Here is a 19,748-nt window from a genome sequence, read left to right on the forward strand (position 1 = left end):
CGTGCTGTCCGCGCTTCGTCAGTCCGTCGCCGCAGCCGACTGGGCCCCTGCCGGCTGGGTCGCCGCCGTGCGTTCGGCGGCTTCGCGGGCGGCTTCGAGGGCGGTGAAGACGGCCTGGCCGGCCTCGTTGCGGCGGCGCAGGTGGGCGACCACGGTGTTGGTGACGGCGATCAGCGGAACGGCGACCACCGCGCCGCCGATGCCGCCGATGATCCCGCCGGCCGCGACGCCGAGGACCACACCGAGCGGGTGGACCCGGACGGCCCGGCCGAGGATGAGCGGCTGGAGGATGTGGCTCTCCACCTGCATCACCGCGATCAGCACGACCAGCACCATCAGGGCCGTCCACGGCCCCCCCTGGGTGACCAGGGCGATCAGGACCGCGATCGTTCCGGTGACCAGGGCGCCGACCAGCGGGACGAAGGCGCCCAGGAAGATGATCACGGCCAGCGGCATGGCCAGCGGCACGCCCAGCAGGTCGATGCCGATGCCGATGCAGACCGCGTCGATGAAGGCCACGCAGACGGTGCCGCGCACGTACGCGGTGAGCGTCGTCCAGGCCTTCGGGCCGGCCCCGGCCATCGCGAAGCGGGACTGCCGGGGCAGGCCGCGCAGCGCCCAGTTCCAGATCCTCGCGCCGTCGTAGAGGAAGAAGAAGGTGGTGAAGAAGGTCATCAGCAGCGCGGTCAGGGTCTCCACGGCGATCTGCGCGCCGGTGATCGAGACCGAGGTGAGCTGGTCGGTGTTGGTGGTGATGGCCTTGGTTATCTGGTCGGCGAAGTCCTTGATCTGCTGCTGGGTCAGGTGCAGCGGCCCGGTGACCATCCAGTCCCGCAGCCGGTTGATGCCGTCCTTGGCCTGGTTGGTGACGCCCGGCAGGTTGGCGGACACCTGCCAGACCACGAACCAGCCGACCAGCCCGATCCCGGCCAGACCGCTGAGGAACACCCCGCCCGCCGCCAGCGAGCGCGGCACCCCGTGCCGGCGCAGCCAGGAGACCGAGGGTTCCAGCAGCGCGGCGATCAGCAGCGAGGCCAGCACCGAGAAGGCGACCAGCCGCAGCATGTCGACGACGTAGAAGAGGACGTACAGGGCCGCGCCGAGCAGCAGCAGCCGCCAGGTCGACTCGGCGGCGACCCGCAGGCCCCACGGCACCGCCTCGGCGGGGGTGGCGGGCCGGCCGGGGTGGTGCTCCCGGCCGAGTCCGGCGTGCGCGGCGGGGACCGGCGGCGCGGTCGTCGTCGCGGGCACCGGGACGGGGGACTCCTCCACCGCCGTGGTCACGGCCTGGGCCGCCGGAGCGGGATCGGCGCGCGGCACCGGGACCGGCCCGGGCGCCTCGGCGAGGGCCGGTACGGGGAGCTCGTGCGGGTCGGCCGCCATCGCGGCGCGCCGGCGCCGTTCGATCACGGCGGCCGCGCTCGCCACCAAGGCCATGCCCTTGGCCACGGCCTTGAAGGCCTTTCCGCCCCGCGCCATCCCGCTACCACCGCTTCCCCGCCGGACCCGCCGAGTCCGGCGGTACGCCGTGGGTCCCGCCACGGCCGTCAGGGATGACGCTACCCGGCGGGCGCCGGGCGAGTCCGCCCGCCGGGGCGTTCGACGCGATGGCTTCATTCCGCGAAGTGGGACAAAACGCCATGTTTCCCAGGGTTTCGCCCACGCACCGCTGGGGAGGACTCCGAACGGGACGACCGGGTCATCCCACTCGTCCCACTCACCCTGAAATCAACCGAGCCAACCGCCGGCGGACCGGCCGGTGCGGGAAGCAACCAGGACCCCTTCCCGCGCCCCGCGTCCGCACCCAGGACCGCACCGCCCGTGGGCGCATTGGTCAGCGCAGCCCGGGCGGCGCGGCCCGCCCTTCCCCGACGGACCGGGGAAACGCCACGGCCCCCGGCCGCTCGTCGAACGGGACGAGCGGCCGGGGGCCGTGCGGAGTGCGCCGCCCGAGGGGCGGCGGGCCCTCCTAGTACCAGCTGTGCGCCTGCCAGAACGACCAGGCGCCGCAGGGGCTGCCGTAGCGGCTGTTCATGTAGCTGAGGCCCCACTTGATCTGGGTGGCCGGGTTGGTGCGCCAGTCGGCACCGGCCGAGGCCATCTTGGAGCCGGGCAGCGCCTGGACCAGACCGTAGGCGCCGGAGCCGCTGTTGGTCGCGGTGTAGTCCCAGCCGCTCTCGCGCTTCACGATCTGGCTGAAGCACTGGAACTGGGTGTCGTTGCCGACGATCTGCCGGGCCATGTCCTGGACGGAGCCGGGGCTGACCGAGGGCGCGCTGTCGTCCACCGCGGCCATCGCCGAACGCGCCTTGGAGCGGTTGGCGGCGGCGTCGGCCGCGGCACGCTGGTCGGCGGCGGCCTTGGCGGCCTTGTCCGCGTCGGCCTTGGCCTGGGCGTCGGCCTTCGCCTGGGCGTCCGCGGCGGCCTTCTGGCGCGCGGCCTCCTCGGCGGCCTTCTGCTCGGCGGCGGCCTTGGCCGCGGCGTCGGCGGAGGCCTGCTGGGCGGACGCCTGCTGGCCGATGTTGTCACTGATGGCCTGCGCCTGGGCGCCGGAGGGGACTTCGGCAAGCAGGGTCGCGCCGGCGACGTCGACCGTCTGCGTGGTCTTGCCCTCGCTGCCCGAGGCCATGCCGACGACGGCACCGACAGCGGTGACGGCGGTGGCGGAGGCCACAGCAACTCCCCGGACCGAGATCCGAGTCACATGGATTCCTTCCAGCATCGCCCGCGCGTGACCGTGCGGACGCAACATGCCCCTTGGCACGGACCTCCGCAGGGTGCTCTGGTCACGGGAGGTGCTGGCCCGGCGTCCGGCCGAGGTGAGGCGACCGGGCGTTGAAATCGGGCGGCGTACGGCTCAACGGTCTTCAATTGTGCGTCCACCGACCGGAGTTGGTGGACCTTCCGGGGCCTGACTTCCGGGGTCCGGAAGCCCTGCCGCGCCGTACGCGGGGCCTGACAGAACCCTCACCATGCCGCACCGGACACTGTCGACGCAATTCCCGCTTGCGTGGCGCATGTCACATTCACCGTGGGGGAGTTCTCCGGACGGAAACGGACCGACGTGACGAAAGGGGCACGGGGCCCGCTCCGTCAGGAACGGGCCCCGCACCGCAAGTTGACCTTATTGTCCGACTATGCCCCGATCAGGGGCAGTTCACGGGTGGATGTCCTCCAGCATCTCCGTGACCAGCGCCGCGATCGGCGAACGCTCCGAGCGGGTGAGGGTGATGTGGGCGAAGAGTGGATGCCCCTTCAGCTTCTCCACCACCGCCACCACACCGTCGTACCGGCCGACCCGGAGGTTGTCCCGCTGCGCCACGTCGTGGGTGAGCACCACCCGCGAGCCCTGGCCGATCCGGGACAGCACCGTCAGCAGCACGTTGCGCTCCAGGGACTGGGCCTCGTCCACGATCACGAAGGCGTCGTGCAGCGAGCGCCCCCGGATGTGGGTCAGCGGCAGCACCTCCAGCATCCCGCGGGAGATCACCTCCTCGATCACGTCCGGGGTGGTGACCGCCGAGAGGGTGTCGAAGACCGCCTGCGCCCAGGGGCCCATCTTCTCCGCCTCGGAGCCGGGCAGGTAGCCGAGCTCCTGACCGCCGACCGCGTACAGCGGCCGGAAGACCATCACCTTGCGGTGCTGCCTCCGCTCCAGCACCGCCTCCAGCCCCGCGCACAGCGCCAGCGCCGACTTCCCCGTGCCGGCCCGGCCGCCCATCGACACGATTCCGACGTCCGGGTCGAGCAGCAGGTCCAGCGCCACCCGCTGCTCGGCACTGCGCCCGCGCAGCCCGAACGCCTCGCGCTCGCCGCGCACCAGCCGGACCCGCCCGTCGCCGGTCACCCGGCCGAGCGCCCGGCCGCGCTCCGAGGTGAGCACCAACCCGGTGTGCACCGGCAGCCCGTCGGCCCCGTCGACGTCCACCGCCGCGTCGTGGCCCGCCGCGAACAGCGCGTCCACCTGGTCGGCCGCGACGTGCAGTTCGGACATGCCCGTCCAGCCGGAGGTGATCGCGAGCTCGGCCCGGTACTCCTCGGCGAGCAGGCCCACCGAGCTGGCCTTGATCCGCAGCGGGAGGTCCTTGGAGACGACGGTGACGTCGTAGCCCTCGGCCTGCAGGTTGCGGGCTACCGCCAGGATCCGGGTGTCCGCCTCGCCGCCGCCGGCCCGGTAACCGACCGGCAGTATCGAGACGTCGGAGTGGTTGAGCTCGACCCGGATGGTCCCGCCCAGCTCGCCGACCGGGATCGGCTCGTCGAGCCGACCGTGGCGGATGCGGTAGTCGTCGAGCAACCGCAGCGCCTGGCGGGCGAAGTAGCCCAGCTCCGGGTGGTGCCGCTTGGCCTCCAGCTCGGTGACGACCACCACCGGAAGGACGACCTCGTGCTCCTCGAAGCGGGTCATGGCGAGCGGGTCCGCCAGGAGCACGCTGGTGTCGAGAACGTACGTGCGCCGGTCTGGTGTCCGGCGGCTCTTGGAACTGACCACTAGGCCTCCAGAGCGGATGACCCTGCGTCATCCGCGGCAAGCCGGCCCCCGCTGCCCCGGTGGCCTCGGGGCCGGACTGACTGGAGTATTCCCAGGCGGGGAGCGGTGCATTCGCGCACCTGGCGAACTGACGGATCATTGCCGGTGAACGTTTGGCCTCGCGCGCGGGCCGGGTAGGCCAGGCCTACGGCGGTCATTCCGGCCGGAGTTCGTTCCGACCGGACGGTGGATCAGAGGCCCATCCGCCGGTGCCGCTGCTCGAAGGCGCGCAGCGCGCGCAGGAAGTCGACCTTGCGGAAGGCCGGCCAGTACGCCTCGCAGAAGTAGAACTCGCTGTGGGCGCTCTGCCAGAGCAGGAATCCGGACAGCCGCTGCTCGCCCGAGGTGCGGATGATCAGGTCCGGGTCGGGCTGGTTGGCGGTGTAGAGGTGCTCGGAGATGTGCTCGACGGTCAGGATCTCCGCCAGCTCCTCGATCGGGGTGCCGCGCCCGGCGTGCTCCTGGAGCAGCGAGCGGACGGCGTCGGCGATCTCGTGCCGGCCGCCGTAGCCGACCGCGACGTTGACGGTGATGCCGTCGATCCCGGAGGTCTCCTCGGCGGCGCGCTTGAGCACGTCGGCGGTGTGCTGCGGGAGCAGGTCCAGCGCGCCGACCGGGTTGACCTTCCAGCGGCGGGCGGCGGCCAGGCCGGTGACGGCGTCCTCGATGATGCCGAGCAGCGGGACCAGCTCGTCGGCCGGGCGGTCCAGGTTGTCGGTGGAGAGCATCCACAGGGTGACGACCTTGACGTGGGTCTCGTCGCACCAGCCGAGGAACTCGCTGATCTTGTCGGCGCCGCGCTGGTGGCCGTACGCGGTGGAGCCGCCGGCGGCCTTGGCCCAGCGGCGGTTGCCGTCGAGGATCACGCCGATGTGGTGCGGGGTGCGCCCGAGGTGGACCTCGACCCGGCGGCCGTAGAGCCGGTACATCCCGCCCAGCAGGGTGCGCAGCCCCGGCGTCCGTTCGGCGACATCGCGCAGACCCATGGTTTCCCGGCCCCTCCGTACTCGTTCAGGCTGTTTCCTCACCGCCCCGGCGCAGCCTACTCCGGCGCGCAGGCGCACGGTAAAGCCGCAGGTAGCGGTCTGGTCACGGTCCTGTACGAAGTCTGTCGCGACGGGCGTGTCGCCGCCTGGCGAGCGGCCTGCGGAGCGGCCTGCCGGGGGTGCGCCGGCGTGGACACGGAACGGTCTCCGAATCCTTAAGGGAGCCGTAAGCCGGTCCTGCGACGCTTGACGGCCGGTAATGGTCTAGTCCAGCTTTTGACCCGGGGCGGAACGAGCACGACCCGCCCCCCGAGTCACCTGCGGACCCCTCCCCCACACGCGGCCGCCGCGCCCCCCACCGCGGCGGTCGCTCCTTCCCCAGGAGCGTCATCCATGGCCCGTACGCCGAACGCGCCCGCGCACAAGCGCCGGCGCAGCACCCTCCCGGCCCTGGCGGCCGGCACCACCGCCCTCGCCCTGGCCGGCGGCGGCCTCGCCCTCTTCGCCGGCGGCGCCGGCGCGGCGGTCGGCAACCTGGTCACCGACGGCGGTTTCGAGAGCGGCCTGGGCGGCTGGTCCTGCACCGGCGGCGCGACCACGGTGTCCTCGCCGGTCCACTCCGGCACCGGTGCGCTGCAGGCCACCCCGGGCGCGGCCGACACCGCCGAGTGCTCCCAGACCATCAGCGTGCTGCCCAACACCAGCTACACGCTCAGCGCCTGGGTGCAGGGTCCGTACGTCTACCTCGGCGCGCGCGGCACCGGCGCCACCGACCCGTCCACCTGGTCGAACCAGACCAGCTGGAACCAGCTGTCCACCGGCTTCACCACCGGCGCGAACACCACCAGCGTCACGGTCTACCTGCACGGCTGGTACGGACAGGGCGCCTACCTGGCCGACGACGTCGCGCTGGTCGGTCCGGGCGGCACCTCCAGCCCGTCGCCGACGGCCACGCCCACCCCGACGCCGACCCCGACGGCCACCGCGACGCCCACCCAGAGCGCGACGCCGACCCCCACCGCGACGCCGACCCCCACGGCCACGCCGACCGCGACCCCGACCGCCACCCCGCCGGCCACGGGCCTGCCCGCGCACGTGGTCACCGGCTACTGGCAGAACTTCGACAACGGCTCCACCCCGCAGCGCCTGAGCGACGTGCAGAACGCGTACGACGTCATCGCGGTCTCCTTCGCCGACGCCGTCCCGACCCAGACCGGCGCGATCGGCTTCACCCTGGACCCGGGTCTGTCCAAGGCGCTCGGCGGCTACACCGACGCCCAGTTCCGCGCCGACGTCAAGGCCAAGCAGGCGGCCGGCAAGAAGGTCGTCCTCTCCATCGGCGGCCAGAACGGCGCGATCACCGTGGGCGACGCCACCGCCGGGGCGAACTTCGCCAACAGCGCCTACGCGATCATCAAGGACTACGGCTTCGACGGCATCGACGTCGACCTGGAGAACGGCGTGCAGGCCGGCCCGCTCGGCGACGCGCTGCACGCCCTGCAGGCCAAGGTCGGCCCCGGCTTCGTGCTGACCATGGCTCCCGAGACCATCGGGATGTACAGCACCTCCGGCGCCTACTTCCAGCTGGCGCTGAACACCAAGGACATCCTGACCGTCGTCAACACCCAGTTCTACAACTCGGGCGGGATGAACGGCTGCGACGGCAAGGTCTACAACCAGGGCACGATCGACTTCATCACCTCGCAGGTCTGCACCCACATCCAGGGCGGCCTGCGGCCCGACCAGGTCGGCATCGGCGTCCCCGCCTCCGGCAAGGCGGCCGGCGGCGGCTACGTCGACCCGTCGGTGGTGAACAACGCGCTCGACTGCCTGGCCACCGGCAACAACTGCGGCAGCTTCGTGCCGCCGGCCAAGTGGCCCACCATCCGGGGCGCGATGACCTGGTCCACCAACTGGGACGCCAACAACGGCAACGCGTTCTCCAACGCGGTCGGCCCGTTCGTCCACAAGATGCCCTGAGTGAGTCCCGGATCCAACTCCCTTCGGCGCGCTGTCCCTTGGGGGGTCGGGCCCACGCGCCGACGGTGGGGCCCGCCGTACCGACTCCGGTACGGCGGGCGCCTTCCGCTCACCGGGCCAGCAGCGCGGTGAGCGCGCCGAGCAGCAGGAACGGGCCGACCGGGACTTCGAGTCCGCGCCAGGGGCGCCGACGGACCAGCAGGGCGGCGACCCGCAGGGTGCCCCAGAGCCCGGCGAGGACCACCGCGGCGACCAGCCCGCCGATCGCGACCCACCAGCCGTACCAGCCGAGCAGCCCGCCCAGCGCGAGCCCGAGCGGGGAGTCGCCGGGGCCCAACGCGCCGATCTGGACGGCCACTTCGAGCAGCGCCCCGACCGTCAGCGCGACCAGCAGGCAGCGCAGCAGCACCCCCGGACGCCCCTCGGTCAGCGCCGCGACCACCAGCAGGGCGGCCACCCCGGCCAGCAGCGGCACGGTCAGCCGGTACGGCAGCCGGCGCACCCGCCCGTCCGTGAAACCGAGCGCCACGCCGAGCGCGCCCGCCCAGGCGAGCGCCGCGGTCTGCGGCCCGTCCGCCGCGTACGCCACCCCGACCGCGACCGCCGCCGCGACCGCCTCCACCGTTCCGGGGCCGGCACCGAGCCGGCCCCGGCAGCCCGGGCAGCGCCCGGTCGGCGGCAACAGCCGGCCGAGCGCCCGGTCGCACAACGGGCAGGCCTCGCACCAGGGTTCGCCCTCGGGCACGGCGAAGCGGGCGATCAGTCCGCGCAGCAGCGGAGCCAGCAGGAGTCCGACCAGTACCGCCCCGGCCACGACCGTCACCACCGGCGCACCCCCTCCTCGTCGACGCACCGGGCCCATCTTCCCGTCCGTGGCGGCGGACGGTGTGCCGTCCGTCTCGTTCCGGAGGAGAAGCCGGACGAGAGACCGACCGCGCTCCTCGCATACATGAGCATTCCGGACATGGGACCAACGGTTTGGAAGGCCGCTCGACATACTCGCCTGCCGATCCAAGGAAGACCGTCCGGGACCCGCGAGCCGCGCCTCCGGTCACCCGGCGTGGGGCCCCGGCGTGCCCCTAAAGTAGGCAGGCATGCAGGTCATCCAGTCCAGCAAGCTCGCCAATGTCTGCTACGACATCCGCGGCCCGGTTCTCGACGAGGCGATGCGGCTGGAGGAACAGGGCCACCGCATCCTCAAGCTCAACACCGGCAACCCGGCCACCTTCGGCTTCGAGGCGCCCCCGGAGATCCTCCAGGACATCCTGCGCAACCTCGCGAACGCGCACGGGTACGGCGACTCCAAGGGCCTGCTCTCGGCCCGCCGCGCGGTGGTCATGCACTACGAGGACCGCGGGCTGCACGGGCTCTCCGTCGACGACGTCTACCTCGGCAACGGCGTCTCCGAGCTGATCCAGCTGGCCATGACCGCGCTGCTGGACGACGGCGACGAGGTGCTCGTCCCGGCGCCGGACTACCCGCTGTGGACCGCCTCGGTCTCGCTGGCCGGCGGCACCGCGGTGCACTACCGCTGCGACGAGCAGGCCGAGTGGTACCCGGACCTCGCCGACATCGAGGCCAAGGTCACCGACCGGACCAGGGCCATCGTGGTGATCAACCCGAACAACCCGACCGGCGCGGTCTACCCGCGCGAGGTGCTGGAGGGCATCGTCGGGATCGCCCGCCGGCACAAGCTGGTGGTCTACGCGGACGAGATCTACGACAAGATCCTCTACGACGACGCCGAGCACGTCCCGCTGGCCACCCTGGCCCCGGACCTGTTCTGCGTCACCTTCAACGGACTGTCCAAGGCCTACCGGGTCGCGGGCTTCCGCTCCGGCTGGATGGTGCTCTCCGGCGACCGCCAGCGCGCCCACAGCTACATCGAGGGCCTGACCGTGCTCGCCTCGATGCGGCTGTGCGCCAACATGCCCGCCCAGCACGCGGTGGCCGCCGCGCTGGGCGGACGGCAGTCGATCAAGGACCTGGTGCTGCCCGGCGGCCGGCTGCTCGCCTCGCGGGACGCCGCGTACGAGTTGCTGAACCAGATCCCGGGGGTGAGCTGCGTCAAGCCGAAGGGCGCGCTGTACGCCTTCCCCCGGCTGGACCCGAAGGTCTACAAGATCAAGGACGACGCCCAGATGGTGCTGGACCTGCTGCGCTCCCAGCGCATCCTGCTGGTCCAGGGCACCGGCTTCAACTGGCCCGAGCCGGACCACTTCCGGCTGGTCACGCTGCCGCGTCCGGAGGAGATCACCGAAGCGGTGACCCGGATCGGCGACTTCCTCAGCGGCTACACCCAGCCTTGACCTCCGCTTTGATCACGGATCACGCGCCGGACCGTATGGTTCCCGCGCGTCGGCGGCCCGGGATCCTCTCCGGGCCGTAGGGGGACGGGCCCGCCAGTGGCAGGGTTCCACGGGGGGCGGCGTCTGCCAGGGCAACCAGGCCTGGATCACCGCCATCACCCGGCTCTGGCCGCAGCGCGTCGGCGCCGGACGAAGCGCTGAGTCGCTGAGGCGCTGCGGCGCCGGGCGGGGCGCGGAAGAACGCCGGAACGCACTACGGCCGGAGTCCCGGTCCGGACGATCTCCTTGGTCGGGGAAAGACCGTCCGGCGGAACTCCGGCCGTCCTGTCGCATCGGCGGGGCGCTCGGTTCGTGCCGCGCGGCCGCCTCTCGCTCGGTTGAGGCTCAGGCTCAGCCGAGGCGCGCGACCAGGCTCCGGTACTCGTCCCACAGCTCCTTCGGGGTGTGGTCGCCGAACAGCTCCAGGTGGGCCGGCACCAGTGCGGCCTCCTGGCGCCAGATGTCGGCGTCCACGGTGAAGAGCAGGTCGAGGTCCTCCTCGGACAGCTTCAGGTCACCCAGGTCGAAGCCGTCGACCTTCGGCAGCACGCCGATCGGGGTCTCGACGCCCTCGGCGGTGCCCTCCAGGCGCTCGACGATCCACTTGAGCACGCGGCTGTTCTCGCCGTAGCCGGGCCAGACGAACTTGCCCTCGGCGTTCTTGCGGAACCAGTTGACGTAGTAGATCTTCGGCAGCTTGGCGGCGTCCGCCTGGGCGCCGACCTTCAGCCAGTGGGCGAAGTAGTCGCCCATGTTGTAGCCGCAGAACGGCAGCATCGCGAACGGGTCGCGGCGCAGCTCGCCGACGGTGCCCTCGGCGGCGGCGGTCTTCTCGGAGGCGATGTTGGCGCCCAGGAAGACGCCGTGCTGCCAGTCGAAGGACTCGGTCACCAGCGGGACGGCGGTGGCTCGGCGGCCGCCGAACAGGATCGCCGAGATCGGCACGCCCGCCTGGTCCTCCCACTCGGGGGCGATGGTCGGGCACTGCGCGGCCGGGACGGCGAAGCGGGCGTTCGGGTGGGCGGCCGGGGTGCCGGACTCGGGGGTCCAGTCGTTGCCGCGCCAGTCGATGAGGTGCGCCGGGGGCTCCTCGGTGAGGCCCTCCCACCACACGTCGCCGTCGTCGGTGAGGGCGACGTTGGTGAAGACGGTGTTGCTGTGCAGCGTGGCGATGGCGTTGGCGTTGGTGTCCGCGCCGGTGCCGGGGGCGACGCCGAAGAAGCCGGCCTCGGGGTTGATGGCGTACAGGCGGCCGTCCGCGCCGAAGCGCATCCAGGCGATGTCGTCGCCGATGGTCTCGACCTTCCAGCCCGGGATGGTCGGCTGGAGCATGGCCAGGTTGGTCTTGCCGCAGGCCGACGGGAAGGCGGCCGCGACGTACTTGACCTCACCGGACGGCGGGGTGAGCTTCAGGATCAGCATGTGCTCGGCCAGCCAGCCCTCGTCGCGGGCCATGGTCGAGGCGATGCGCAGCGCGTAGCACTTCTTGCCGAGCAGGGCGTTGCCGCCGTAGCCGGAGCCGAAGGACCAGATCTCCTTGGTCTCCGGGAAGTGCGAGATGTACTTGGTGGTGTTGCACGGCCACGGCACGTCCGCCTCGCCCTCGGCCAGCGGGGCGCCGACGGTGTGCACGGCCTTGACGAACTCCCCGTCCTCGCCGAGCTGGTCGAGCACGGCCTGGCCCATGCGGGTCATCACGCGCATCGACACGGCGACGTAGGCGGAGTCGGTGATCTCGACGCCGTACGCGGCCAGCGGGGAGCCGACCGGGCCCATCGAGAAGGGCACGACGTACATCGTGCGGCCCTTCATCGCGCCGCGGAACAGGCCCTGCTCGCCCTGGAAGATGGCCCGCATCTCGGCGGGGGCCTTCCAGTTGTTGGTCGGGCCGGCGTCCTTCTCCTGCTCGGAGCAGATGAACGTGCGGTCCTCGACGCGCGCCACGTCCGAAGGGTCCGAGGCGGCGTAGTAGGAGTTGGGGCGCTTCTCCTCGTTCAGCTTCTTGAAGGTGCCCTGAGCCACCAGCAGGTCCGCGAGGCGCTGGTACTCCTCGTCGGAACCGTCGCACCACTCGATGCGGTCCGGCTGGGTGAGCTCGGCGATCTCGCTCACCCAAGCGAGCAGCTGCTTGTGGCGGGTGGGCGCGGATGCGCTGAGAGCAGAGATCTCGTACGACACGATCGCTCCGTTTCACGCCGTCTCGTCGAGGAGACGGCGTTGCGGGGGTCTGAGGGTGCTTGCAGCGTAGCTCCGGGTCCAAGGCCCCAACGCGGCACGGAGGCGAAATTGACGCATCTTTTACTACGGAAAGTACGATTACTAGGCGGTAACAGGTCACTCACGTCCGAGCCGGAGTGCGCGGCGCCACACTTCAAATGCTCCAAAACGTCCAAGAGTGACGATCGCCACTTCCCAACGCGCCAGTAACCTACGGTTCCGTAGGTAGCGGGTAGCATGCCGCCCATGACTGCTGCTGCGCTCGCGGAGAGCACTGGGGAGGACCTGGCCGAGGGCTGGGAGGGCAAGCCGAAGTGGCGCGGCTGGCTGCACGCCGGGATGTTCCCCGCCACCGTCGCCGCCGGGATCGTGCTGATCTGCCTGGCCGACTCCACCCCGGCCAAGATCGCCTGCGCGATCTATTCGGTCAGTGCCTGGCTGCTGTTCGGGGTCAGCGCGGTGTACCACCGCTTCGACTGGGGCCCGCGCGGGGACGCCGTGCTGCGGCGGCTGGACCACGCGAACATCTTCCTGATCATCGCGGGCACCTACACGCCGTTCACGATCCTGCTGCTCAAGGGCGCCGACCAGCAGGTACTGCTCTGGGTGGCCTGGGGCGGGGCGCTCGCCGGCATAGCGTTCCGGGTGTTCTGGGTCGGCGCGCCGCGCTGGCTGTACACGCCCGTGTACATAGCGCTGGGCTGGGCCGCGGCGTTCTTCCTGCCGGACTTCCTGCGCGCCGGCGGGGTCGCCGTACTGGTGCTGATGATCGTCGGCGGGGTGCTCTACAGCATCGGCGGCGTGGTGTACGGCCTCAAGCGGCCCAACCCCTCACCGCGCTGGTTCGGCTTCCACGAGGTGTTCCACGCCTTCACCCTCGGCGCGTTCATCGTCCAGTACGTCGGCGTCTCACTGGTGGCGTACAGCACGGCCGGCTGAACCCGGCGCACCACGACGGGCGGTCGACCGGTCCACGGACCGGGCGGCCGCCCGTTCGGCCGTCCAGGGCCGCTCGTACGGAGCCCGGCCCTGCGGGCGGCGCGGGTACGCCGGGTGCTCGGCGACGCCGGACTCCGGCGGCGGGAAGTGCGCCGCCCCCGCCTCGGCCTCCGCCTCCGCCTCCGCCGACTCGGACAGCTCCGAGGTGGCCTCCGGGCGCACCTGTCGGGCGTCCAGCGATTCACGGGCCCGGCGACAGCGCTCGCAGTGGGCGGCGTCCGGGATGCCACGCCGCAGCCGGTGCCCGGCCGGGGAGGCCTGCCGGTGCAGCGCGCGCCACCGGCACCCGACGTACACCATGAGCAGCAGCGTCTCGAACCCGGCGACCACCAGGACCAGCGGTGCGCCATTGATCAGATAGGCCGCGACCACGGCCAGCGCGGAACCCACCACCGCGGCCGCGCCCCACGCCTGGGCACTCGCCCGCCTGTCGTCACTGTCGGCCACTTCGGCTCCCCTTTCCCGGCGCCGGGCTCGTGGTCGGCTCCTGCCGCCCCACCCCTTCTCCGCTCTCGGCACGCGTCCGGCCACCACTGACCGATTGCCACATGGTATCTACCGACAGTCACCCGCGCCCGCCCCGAGGCGGCGAACGGCAGATCAACGTTGCGTCAATTCCTCGTGCGGAAGAAGCACTTCCAGGACACATGACGGAGAGTGTCCATTCGATCACATGGCTTTCCTCGGCCTGGGCATGGGCCTGTCGCTGATCACCGCCCAGGCCTCCGCCCTGATCACCCTGCCGCCCGCCCGGGCCGGGATCGGCTCCGGACTGCTCCAGACCCTGCGGCAGGTCGGCGGCGCGATCGGGATCGCCGCCTTCGGCAGCCTGCTGGCCGGGGCGTACCGCGGCGCGCTGGGCACCGGCGGACTGCCGGCCGAGGCTGCGCACCGGGCCGGGAAGTCGGTGGTCGCCGCCGACGCCATCGCCCGGGAGACCGGACGGCCGGCGCTCAGCGCCGCCGCGCACGCCGCGTACGTGCACGGCATGACGGTGGTGCTGCTGGTCGCCGGGCTGGTCGCGGTCGGCTCGGCGATGCTGGTCGCGGCCCGGATGCCCGCCGCGGAACCGGCGGGTGCCGGTGCGGCCGGGGAGCCCGCGGACGCCGGTGCGGCCGGGGCCGAACCCGCCCCCGCCGGAGATCGCCGATAATCGGGGACATGACGACCGGGGACACGAAGACCGAGCAGTCGACCGCGGCCCTCCCCGACGCCCCGACCAATCCGGTCCAGGCGCTGCTGGAGGCGCCGCTGTCGCTGCGCGAGCGCAAGAAGCTGAAGACCCGGCAGACCGTGCGCCGCGAGGCGTACCGGCTGTTCTCCGAGCAGGGCTACGAGAACACCACGGTGGAGCAGATCGCGGCCGCCGCCGAGATCTCCCCGTCCACCTTCTTCCGGTACTTCGCCACCAAGGACGACCTCGTCCTCACTGACGAGTACGACCCGGCGATGATCGCCGCCCTGCTGGACCGCCCGGCCGACGAACCGTTCCTGCGGTCCTGCCGGGAGACCCTCATCGGCCTGATCCGCGACCTGCTCCAGCACGAGCGCCAGGAACTGCTGACCCGGATGCGGCTGATCACCGAGGTCCCCGCGCTGCGCGCCGGACTGTTCCGGGCCGGCAACAGCACCCACGAGCTCTACCTCTCCGTCCTCACCCGACGGGCCGGCCTCGAGGAACCCACCTACGACATGCTGGTCACCGCCGCCGCCATCGGCGCCGCCACCACCGAGGCCGTCCTGCAGTGGGCCGCGGGCGACGGCCGGGAGGACCTCGCCGAGCTGGTCGACCGCACCTTCGCGCTGCTGGAGAGCGGTTTCGCCGGGGTGTGAGCGGGCGTGCACGCGGGTGAGGGGGCGACGGCGGTGTGGGGCCCGGCTCGTTGAGCCGGGCCCCGGTGGGGGTGTCCGCCCGATCAGCGGGTCGCCCGCTTCCGTCGCAGCACCGCGCCGGCGCGCGCGGCCACCAGTGCGGTGGCGCCCAGCGCCGTGGCCGCCGTCACGGCCGGGATCGCCGAGCCGCCGTCCGCCGCGGCTTCGGGTGCGGCGTTGGGTGCGGCGTCCAGCCGGTAGCCGCCGCCCTTGCCCGCCCGGTCGTACGCCGAGCCGGGCAGTTTGTCGCCGTACCGCTGGTGCACCAGCTTCTGGTACGCGGCCAGCGACACCCCGTCCGCGCCCACCGAGCGCCGGGCCTCGTCGTCCAGCGGCAGCACCCGGCCGTCCCGCAGCACGTACCAGGCGTTGACCTGCGGCTCCCGGAACGCCGTACCGCCGCCGTCCGCCGCCTTCGCCGCGTAGTCGCTCTCGTCGCCGCCCGAGGCGATGTTGACGACCCGCCAGGAGTCGCCCTGGCGGACGGTCCAGACCGAGGCGGTCTGCCCGTCCGCCGCGACCACCTTGCTCGCCGTGAACTCGGCCTTCGCCACCGGTGCGCCCGGGGTGCCGGCCACGAAACCGGCGTCCAGGGTGTAGACCGGCACGGTGTCCCCGGCCAGGCGGGGCGCCGCGTCCTGCGCCGCCTTCGCCTCCTCGGCGGCGCCGATGGTCAGCTGCTGGGTCGGCGGGACACCCTTGCGGGCGAAGAAGTGGCCCACCTTGTCGAGCACCGACGGGTCCTGGACCGCGCTGTGGGCCCGGGCCAGGTCGGCGGTGGGGACGGGCACGGGGGCACCTGGTGCGGGGGTGTCGGCGTGCGCGGCCGGGGCGAGCGCCAGCGCGAGGCCGACGGCGAGCAGGGCGGTGACGGCGGCCCGACGGGGCCTGATGAGCTCGGTCATGGTCGTCCTCACGCGCCGATCCGGTACAGGGAGTGGGTCCACGAGAACGTGTCGTTGTTCACGTAGTACCAGTAGTCCGCCCAGTTGTAGCGGTAGTTGGACGGCCACGGGTCGCCCCAGTAGACCCAGTTGTTGCCGGTGTCGTAGCCGTACAGGACGTGCATGTGCCCGCCGCCCGAACTCCACTGGATGCGCGTCTCGACCGGCCGGTTGGCGTCCACCTCGGACTGCACGGTGCTGTAGCGCAGGTACCCGGTGACGTACGAGCCCGGGTTGATGCCGATCCAGTCCAGCCCGTTCTGCACGTCCGCCAGCGTGGCCTGGCTGTTGGGGCAGCTGGAGTCGATCGAGCGGCCGAACGCGGCGTTGCAGAACTGGTTCTGGCTGTAGTCGTAGCCGAACCAGGTGGCGATGGTGTTCCCGCTCGCCGCCCAGCACCAGTTGGTCTGCTGTTGCTGCTGCATGGTGATGTTGAGCTTCTTGTACGTGCCGGCCAGGTCGGCCGTACTGCCGGGGGCCGCCGCCCGGTGGACCTGGTGTGCGGCCCGGTCCTGGGCGGGGGCGGCGGTCGCGGGGGTGGCCACCGCTGCGGTGAGCGCCGGACCGAGCACGCCCAGGGCGAGCAGGGCGACCGCGCGGCGCAGCCGTATCCGTGGAACTGGCATGTGGGGATGCCTCCTTGCGCGAGTGGAGCGAGGTGCTGTGTGGGGGCGCGGTCCGGATCGCGCCCTGAGCATCGCGCCGTTGTCGGAGGCTGGTCAACGGCCCTGGACGGGGCTCGATCACGGTGTGAACGGAGCGGTCCGGATGTGAACGGCGCCGGGGAAACCGCAGCGCGAGACGCCCGGACCGGTGACAAACCGCCGCACGGATGTGAATATTCACGGTCAAAACCCGCACCACGCCGACCGGTTACCAGATCCGACCAGCCAGGAGGCCGCCATCCACCGAAGCGACCCAGCCGACCTCGCCGCGGCCCTGCGCACCGGCCCGTTCCACCTCGCCCTGCGCACCGCCATCGCCACCCGCGGCCTCGCCCTGCACCGCATCCGCCGCCACCTCGCCCTGCGTGGCGTCAACATCGGCCTCACCAGCCTCAGTTACTGGCAGCAGGGCCGACGCCGCCCCGAACGACCCGAGTCACTGCGCGCCGTCGCCGCCCTCGAGGAGGTCCTCGATCTGCCCGAACACTCCCTCACCCGACTGCTCGGCCCCCGCCGCGCGACCGTCGCCGTCGGACCGCCGGTACGCCCGTACCGCGACCTGATCTCCCCGGCCACCGCCGTCGACCACCTGCTCGCCACCCTGGCCAGCCCCCGCGACACCGGCCTGCACACCATCACCCACATCGAACGCGTCCGGATCGGCCCCGACCGTCAGGTCACCCGCCGCGACTCCCAACACGCCCTGCGCGCCCACCGCGACGGCATCGACCGCTACCTCGCCCTCTACCAGGGCGACCCGGGCAGCGACATCACCCGGGTCGGCGTCCGCGCCGAGGAGAACTGCCGCCCCGGCCGCATCCGCCGCGACCGCACCCACCAGCTCCTCGCCGCCGAACTCCTCCTCGACCGCCGCCTCCGCGCCGGCGACACCCACCTCCTCGCCTACGGCTTCGACGACGCACCCTCCCCCGAACCCAGCTGCGAATACGTCCGCGGCTTCAACTCCGGCGCCGGCCAGTACGTCCTCCAGATAACCTTCCATCCCACCGCCCTGCCGGTGCGCTGCCACCGCTTCGCTCTGCACTCCCCCGGCGAAGCCCCGTACGAGACGGAGGAGTTGACGCTCGACGGACATCGCTGCGTCCACCTGGTGGCGACAGCGGTGCGGCCGTGCATCCTGGGGATCCGGTGGGACTGGGATTGAGGGGGGCAATCAGTGCGACCAGTACGGGTCGTCGAGGTCGGGGGCGGGAACGCGGCCAGCCGGCCGCTCACCGATCGGAGGGGCTCCGTAGTCCTTCTCAGGCTGGTAGTGCACCCCGAGGGCATCCGCGCCCGGCCACCGTCACGGCCGGGTCGTCCGTGACGGTCGTCACCGAGAGCGTGAACAGGATGTCACCGCGCCCGGAGCGATGAAGCTCGGTGTAGTGCGTCGCCCGACTGCCCGTAGTGGTGTCGAACCGCCGGCGATCCCCGCCCCGGTGGCCAGGACGAGCACCGTCACCACGGAACAACCCAGCCTGCGTCGCGGCCGCTTCATCCGCGTCGACCCTGCAGTTTGACGCCCCCGCTGCCCGTGACGACGGCCGCGATGTTGTCCAGCGAGGGCCCGCCCCTCCCGTTCAGGTACTTGGTGTGCGCGTCGATGGGGTTGCCACGGCTCCAGTCGTCGACGGTGAAGCGGTTCGCGCCGAAGTGCTTGCTCGACGGGTCCCGTCCGTACCAGCGCTCGTCCGGGTCGAGGCTGAACTTCGACGGGGCGTGCGTCACGACGTCGTTGTCGGCGGCACCGACCCACACGTGACCGGCGGGCATCGTGAGGTCAGCGGCCTTGTCCACGCCGACGCCCGGGCTACCGATGAAGACCACATCATCCGGGGGCACGTAGCGCGAGCCCGGCTGGGCGGCCAGCTTGGTGGCCTGGCCGACCAAGTACGAACCGTAGCTGTGCCCGACCGCAGTGACGTGCGGTGGCTGAGCGCCCTCGTGGCTCGCCCGCACCCCGCTGAGGAACTGGGCGTACGCCGGGGCGCCGTCCTTGCCCGCCTTCGTCGATGCGGCCCCGAAGTCCATCCCCGGCGAGTCGTACCCGAGCCAGACGACCGAGGCTACGGAGTGACCGGCCGGAGCCTTGCCGCTCGCGGCGCGGTAGAGGTTCAGCGCGTTCTCCGCCTCGTTGGTCCCGTCGTTCTTCCCTGGCCCGAGGCTGGCCATTGTGGTCGTGATTCCCGGCACGTAGGAGGAGATGTCGGTGGCGGTGTCCGGGTTCCCGAACGAGAGGACCGCCCGTCCCTGGCCCTCGCTGCCGAGGCCCAGCAGGTAGATCGGCGGGTCACCCTTGCTGTCGGCAAGGCGGGCGGCGATCGGCCCGTAGAGGGCGAGGTTCGCCTTGTCGCTTGAGTCCAGCGGCTGGCCCAGCTTGTGCTTGGTCCTGATGGGCTCCATCAGGTCCCCCAGGTACTTGCGGTTCACCTGGTCCCGGATCTCCGCTGGAATCCCGTCGAGATTGCCGAGCACCTCCGGGTGGTGGCTCAGGTACCACTGCTGGCCCTGCGGGCCGAGCCCCTTCCACCAGGAGTTGACCTCGGTGGGGGGCGCGTCCTTGAGGGGCATGTTCCACTGCCACGCCGGGTCGGACGCATCGCCGAACTGGTCCATGTACGCGTCGGCACCGGCCGTCTTCTCGTCCAGGCCCGACTTGTCCTTGGCGTGCCCCGCGAACCTGTTGAGCGTGCCGGTCAGGGCGCTGTCGGCCTCCGCCGCGTCGGCCAGGGCCTTGGCGATCTGCTTGCTGATCCCGTCGGCAGCCGTCTTCTGCTTGGTCTCCCAGTCCGGAGCCTGGTACGGGTTGGTCGACGCGGGCCAGCTCACGGCACCGGTGTCACTGACCGTGAAGCCCTTGGTCCGCGCATCGGACAGCGCATTGGTGAGCCTGCCCTGGGCGAGCGTCATGGCGTCGGCGCAGTCGCGGATCCCCTTGCCGACGAGGCCGAGCTCCGTCGCCGCCGCGCGCATCTTGCCGGTGAGGCCGTCGAGCACCGGCATCGCGGCGTCGGCCGTCGGCCCGGTCCACCGGGAACCGTGGACCCGGTCGGCGGTCCCGCACTTCCAGTCCGTGGCGTGCTGCGACAACGCCTTGGCCAGCGTGTCGTACGCCCCCGCCGCCGTGTAGAGGTCCGCCGGTTTGGCGTTCCGCAGGCTTGCGATGTCCATCCCCAGGCCCCCTGTACGCCCTGTGTCCCCCG

Annotated in this window: 16 protein-coding genes; 6 read left to right on the forward strand and 10 right to left on the reverse strand. The window is 72.0% G+C overall.

Features of this window, described 5'->3' with window-relative positions; translation table 11 throughout:
• Positions 1–18: 18 nt before the first annotated feature.
• The 4 genes from O1G21_RS16215 to O1G21_RS16230 all read right to left on the reverse strand — a co-directional run bounded on the left by O1G21_RS16215 (position 19) and on the right by O1G21_RS16230 (position 5,517).
• Positions 19–1,479 carry an AI-2E family transporter gene (locus O1G21_RS16215; RefSeq protein WP_270144500.1) on the reverse strand — a complete coding sequence of 487 codons (1,461 nt, stop codon included), beginning with the start codon at positions 1,477–1,479 and terminating at the stop codon, positions 19–21.
• Between the two features lie 490 nt (positions 1,480–1,969).
• Positions 1,970–2,704: an aggregation-promoting factor C-terminal-like domain-containing protein gene (locus O1G21_RS16220; RefSeq protein ID WP_449783196.1), complete on the reverse strand. Its 735-nt coding sequence runs from the start codon at positions 2,702–2,704 to the stop codon at positions 1,970–1,972.
• A gap of 453 nt (positions 2,705–3,157) precedes the next feature.
• Complete coding sequence (locus O1G21_RS16225; protein WP_270144504.1) at positions 3,158–4,492, reverse strand: PhoH family protein; 1,335 nt, start codon at positions 4,490–4,492, stop codon at positions 3,158–3,160.
• 230 nt (positions 4,493–4,722) lie between these two features.
• Positions 4,723–5,517, reverse strand: a complete 795-nt coding sequence (locus O1G21_RS16230; RefSeq protein WP_405000655.1) for an isoprenyl transferase — start codon at positions 5,515–5,517, stop codon at positions 4,723–4,725.
• A gap of 393 nt (positions 5,518–5,910) precedes the next feature.
• Between O1G21_RS16230 and O1G21_RS16235 the strand changes: the two genes are divergently transcribed.
• Positions 5,911–7,497 carry a chitinase gene (locus tag O1G21_RS16235; RefSeq protein WP_270144506.1) on the forward strand — a complete coding sequence of 529 codons (1,587 nt, stop codon included), beginning with the start codon at positions 5,911–5,913 and terminating at the stop codon, positions 7,495–7,497.
• 109 nt (positions 7,498–7,606) lie between these two features.
• Here the strand turns inward: O1G21_RS16235 and O1G21_RS16240 are convergent, their stop codons facing one another.
• Positions 7,607–8,323 carry a prepilin peptidase gene (locus O1G21_RS16240; protein WP_270144507.1) on the reverse strand — a complete coding sequence of 239 codons (717 nt, stop codon included), beginning with the start codon at positions 8,321–8,323 and terminating at the stop codon, positions 7,607–7,609.
• Positions 8,324–8,591: 268 nt separating this feature from the next.
• Here O1G21_RS16240 and O1G21_RS16245 point away from each other — a divergent pair, with 268 nt between their 5' ends.
• Positions 8,592–9,806 (forward strand): pyridoxal phosphate-dependent aminotransferase, encoded by a 1,215-nt coding sequence (locus tag O1G21_RS16245; RefSeq protein WP_270144508.1) that lies wholly within the window; start codon positions 8,592–8,594, stop codon positions 9,804–9,806.
• Between the two features lie 390 nt (positions 9,807–10,196).
• Here the strand turns inward: O1G21_RS16245 and O1G21_RS16250 are convergent, their stop codons facing one another.
• The gene (locus O1G21_RS16250; protein WP_270144510.1) at positions 10,197–12,023 is read right to left on the reverse strand and encodes a phosphoenolpyruvate carboxykinase (GTP); all 1,827 of its coding nucleotides are present in this window, start codon (positions 12,021–12,023) and stop codon (positions 10,197–10,199) included.
• A 285-nt stretch (positions 12,024–12,308) separates the two neighbouring features.
• Between O1G21_RS16250 and trhA the strand changes: the two genes are divergently transcribed.
• The gene (trhA, locus tag O1G21_RS16255) at positions 12,309–13,001 is read left to right on the forward strand and encodes a PAQR family membrane homeostasis protein TrhA (protein ID WP_270144512.1); all 693 of its coding nucleotides are present in this window, start codon (positions 12,309–12,311) and stop codon (positions 12,999–13,001) included.
• Here the strand turns inward: trhA and O1G21_RS16260 are convergent.
• Positions 12,972–13,508: a hypothetical protein gene (locus O1G21_RS16260; protein ID WP_270144514.1), complete on the reverse strand. Its 537-nt coding sequence runs from the start codon at positions 13,506–13,508 to the stop codon at positions 12,972–12,974. The two genes, trhA and O1G21_RS16260, sit on opposite strands and share 30 nt — an antisense overlap.
• A gap of 226 nt (positions 13,509–13,734) precedes the next feature.
• Here O1G21_RS16260 and O1G21_RS16265 point away from each other — a divergent pair, with 226 nt between their 5' ends.
• Entirely contained in the window at positions 13,735–14,214 is a 480-nt protein-coding gene (locus O1G21_RS16265; protein ID WP_270144516.1) for an MFS transporter, read from the forward strand.
• 8 nt (positions 14,215–14,222) lie between these two features.
• Positions 14,223–14,894, forward strand: coding sequence for an acyl-CoA-like ligand-binding transcription factor (locus tag O1G21_RS16270; RefSeq protein ID WP_270144518.1), 672 nt, complete (start codon positions 14,223–14,225; stop codon positions 14,892–14,894).
• Between the two features lie 83 nt (positions 14,895–14,977).
• Here the strand turns inward: O1G21_RS16270 and O1G21_RS16275 are convergent, their stop codons facing one another.
• Complete coding sequence (locus tag O1G21_RS16275) at positions 14,978–15,838, reverse strand: hypothetical protein (RefSeq protein ID WP_270144520.1); 861 nt, start codon at positions 15,836–15,838, stop codon at positions 14,978–14,980.
• Positions 15,839–15,846: 8 nt separating this feature from the next.
• Complete coding sequence (locus O1G21_RS16280) at positions 15,847–16,503, reverse strand: papain-like cysteine protease family protein (RefSeq protein WP_270144522.1); 657 nt, start codon at positions 16,501–16,503, stop codon at positions 15,847–15,849.
• A 277-nt stretch (positions 16,504–16,780) separates the two neighbouring features.
• Here O1G21_RS16280 and O1G21_RS16285 point away from each other — a divergent pair, with 277 nt between their 5' ends.
• Positions 16,781–17,707, forward strand: coding sequence for a hypothetical protein (locus O1G21_RS16285; RefSeq protein ID WP_270151031.1), 927 nt, complete (start codon positions 16,781–16,783; stop codon positions 17,705–17,707).
• A 332-nt stretch (positions 17,708–18,039) separates the two neighbouring features.
• On the opposite strand, the gene O1G21_RS16290 is transcribed toward O1G21_RS16285, so the two are convergent.
• On the reverse strand, positions 18,040–19,716 hold the full coding sequence (locus O1G21_RS16290) for an alpha/beta hydrolase (protein ID WP_270144524.1): 1,677 nt from the start codon (positions 19,714–19,716) through the stop codon (positions 18,040–18,042).
• Positions 19,717–19,748 lie beyond the last annotated feature (32 nt).

Source organism: Kitasatospora cathayae, from assembly GCF_027627435.1.
Taxonomy (GTDB): domain Bacteria; phylum Actinomycetota; class Actinomycetes; order Streptomycetales; family Streptomycetaceae; genus Kitasatospora; species Kitasatospora cathayae.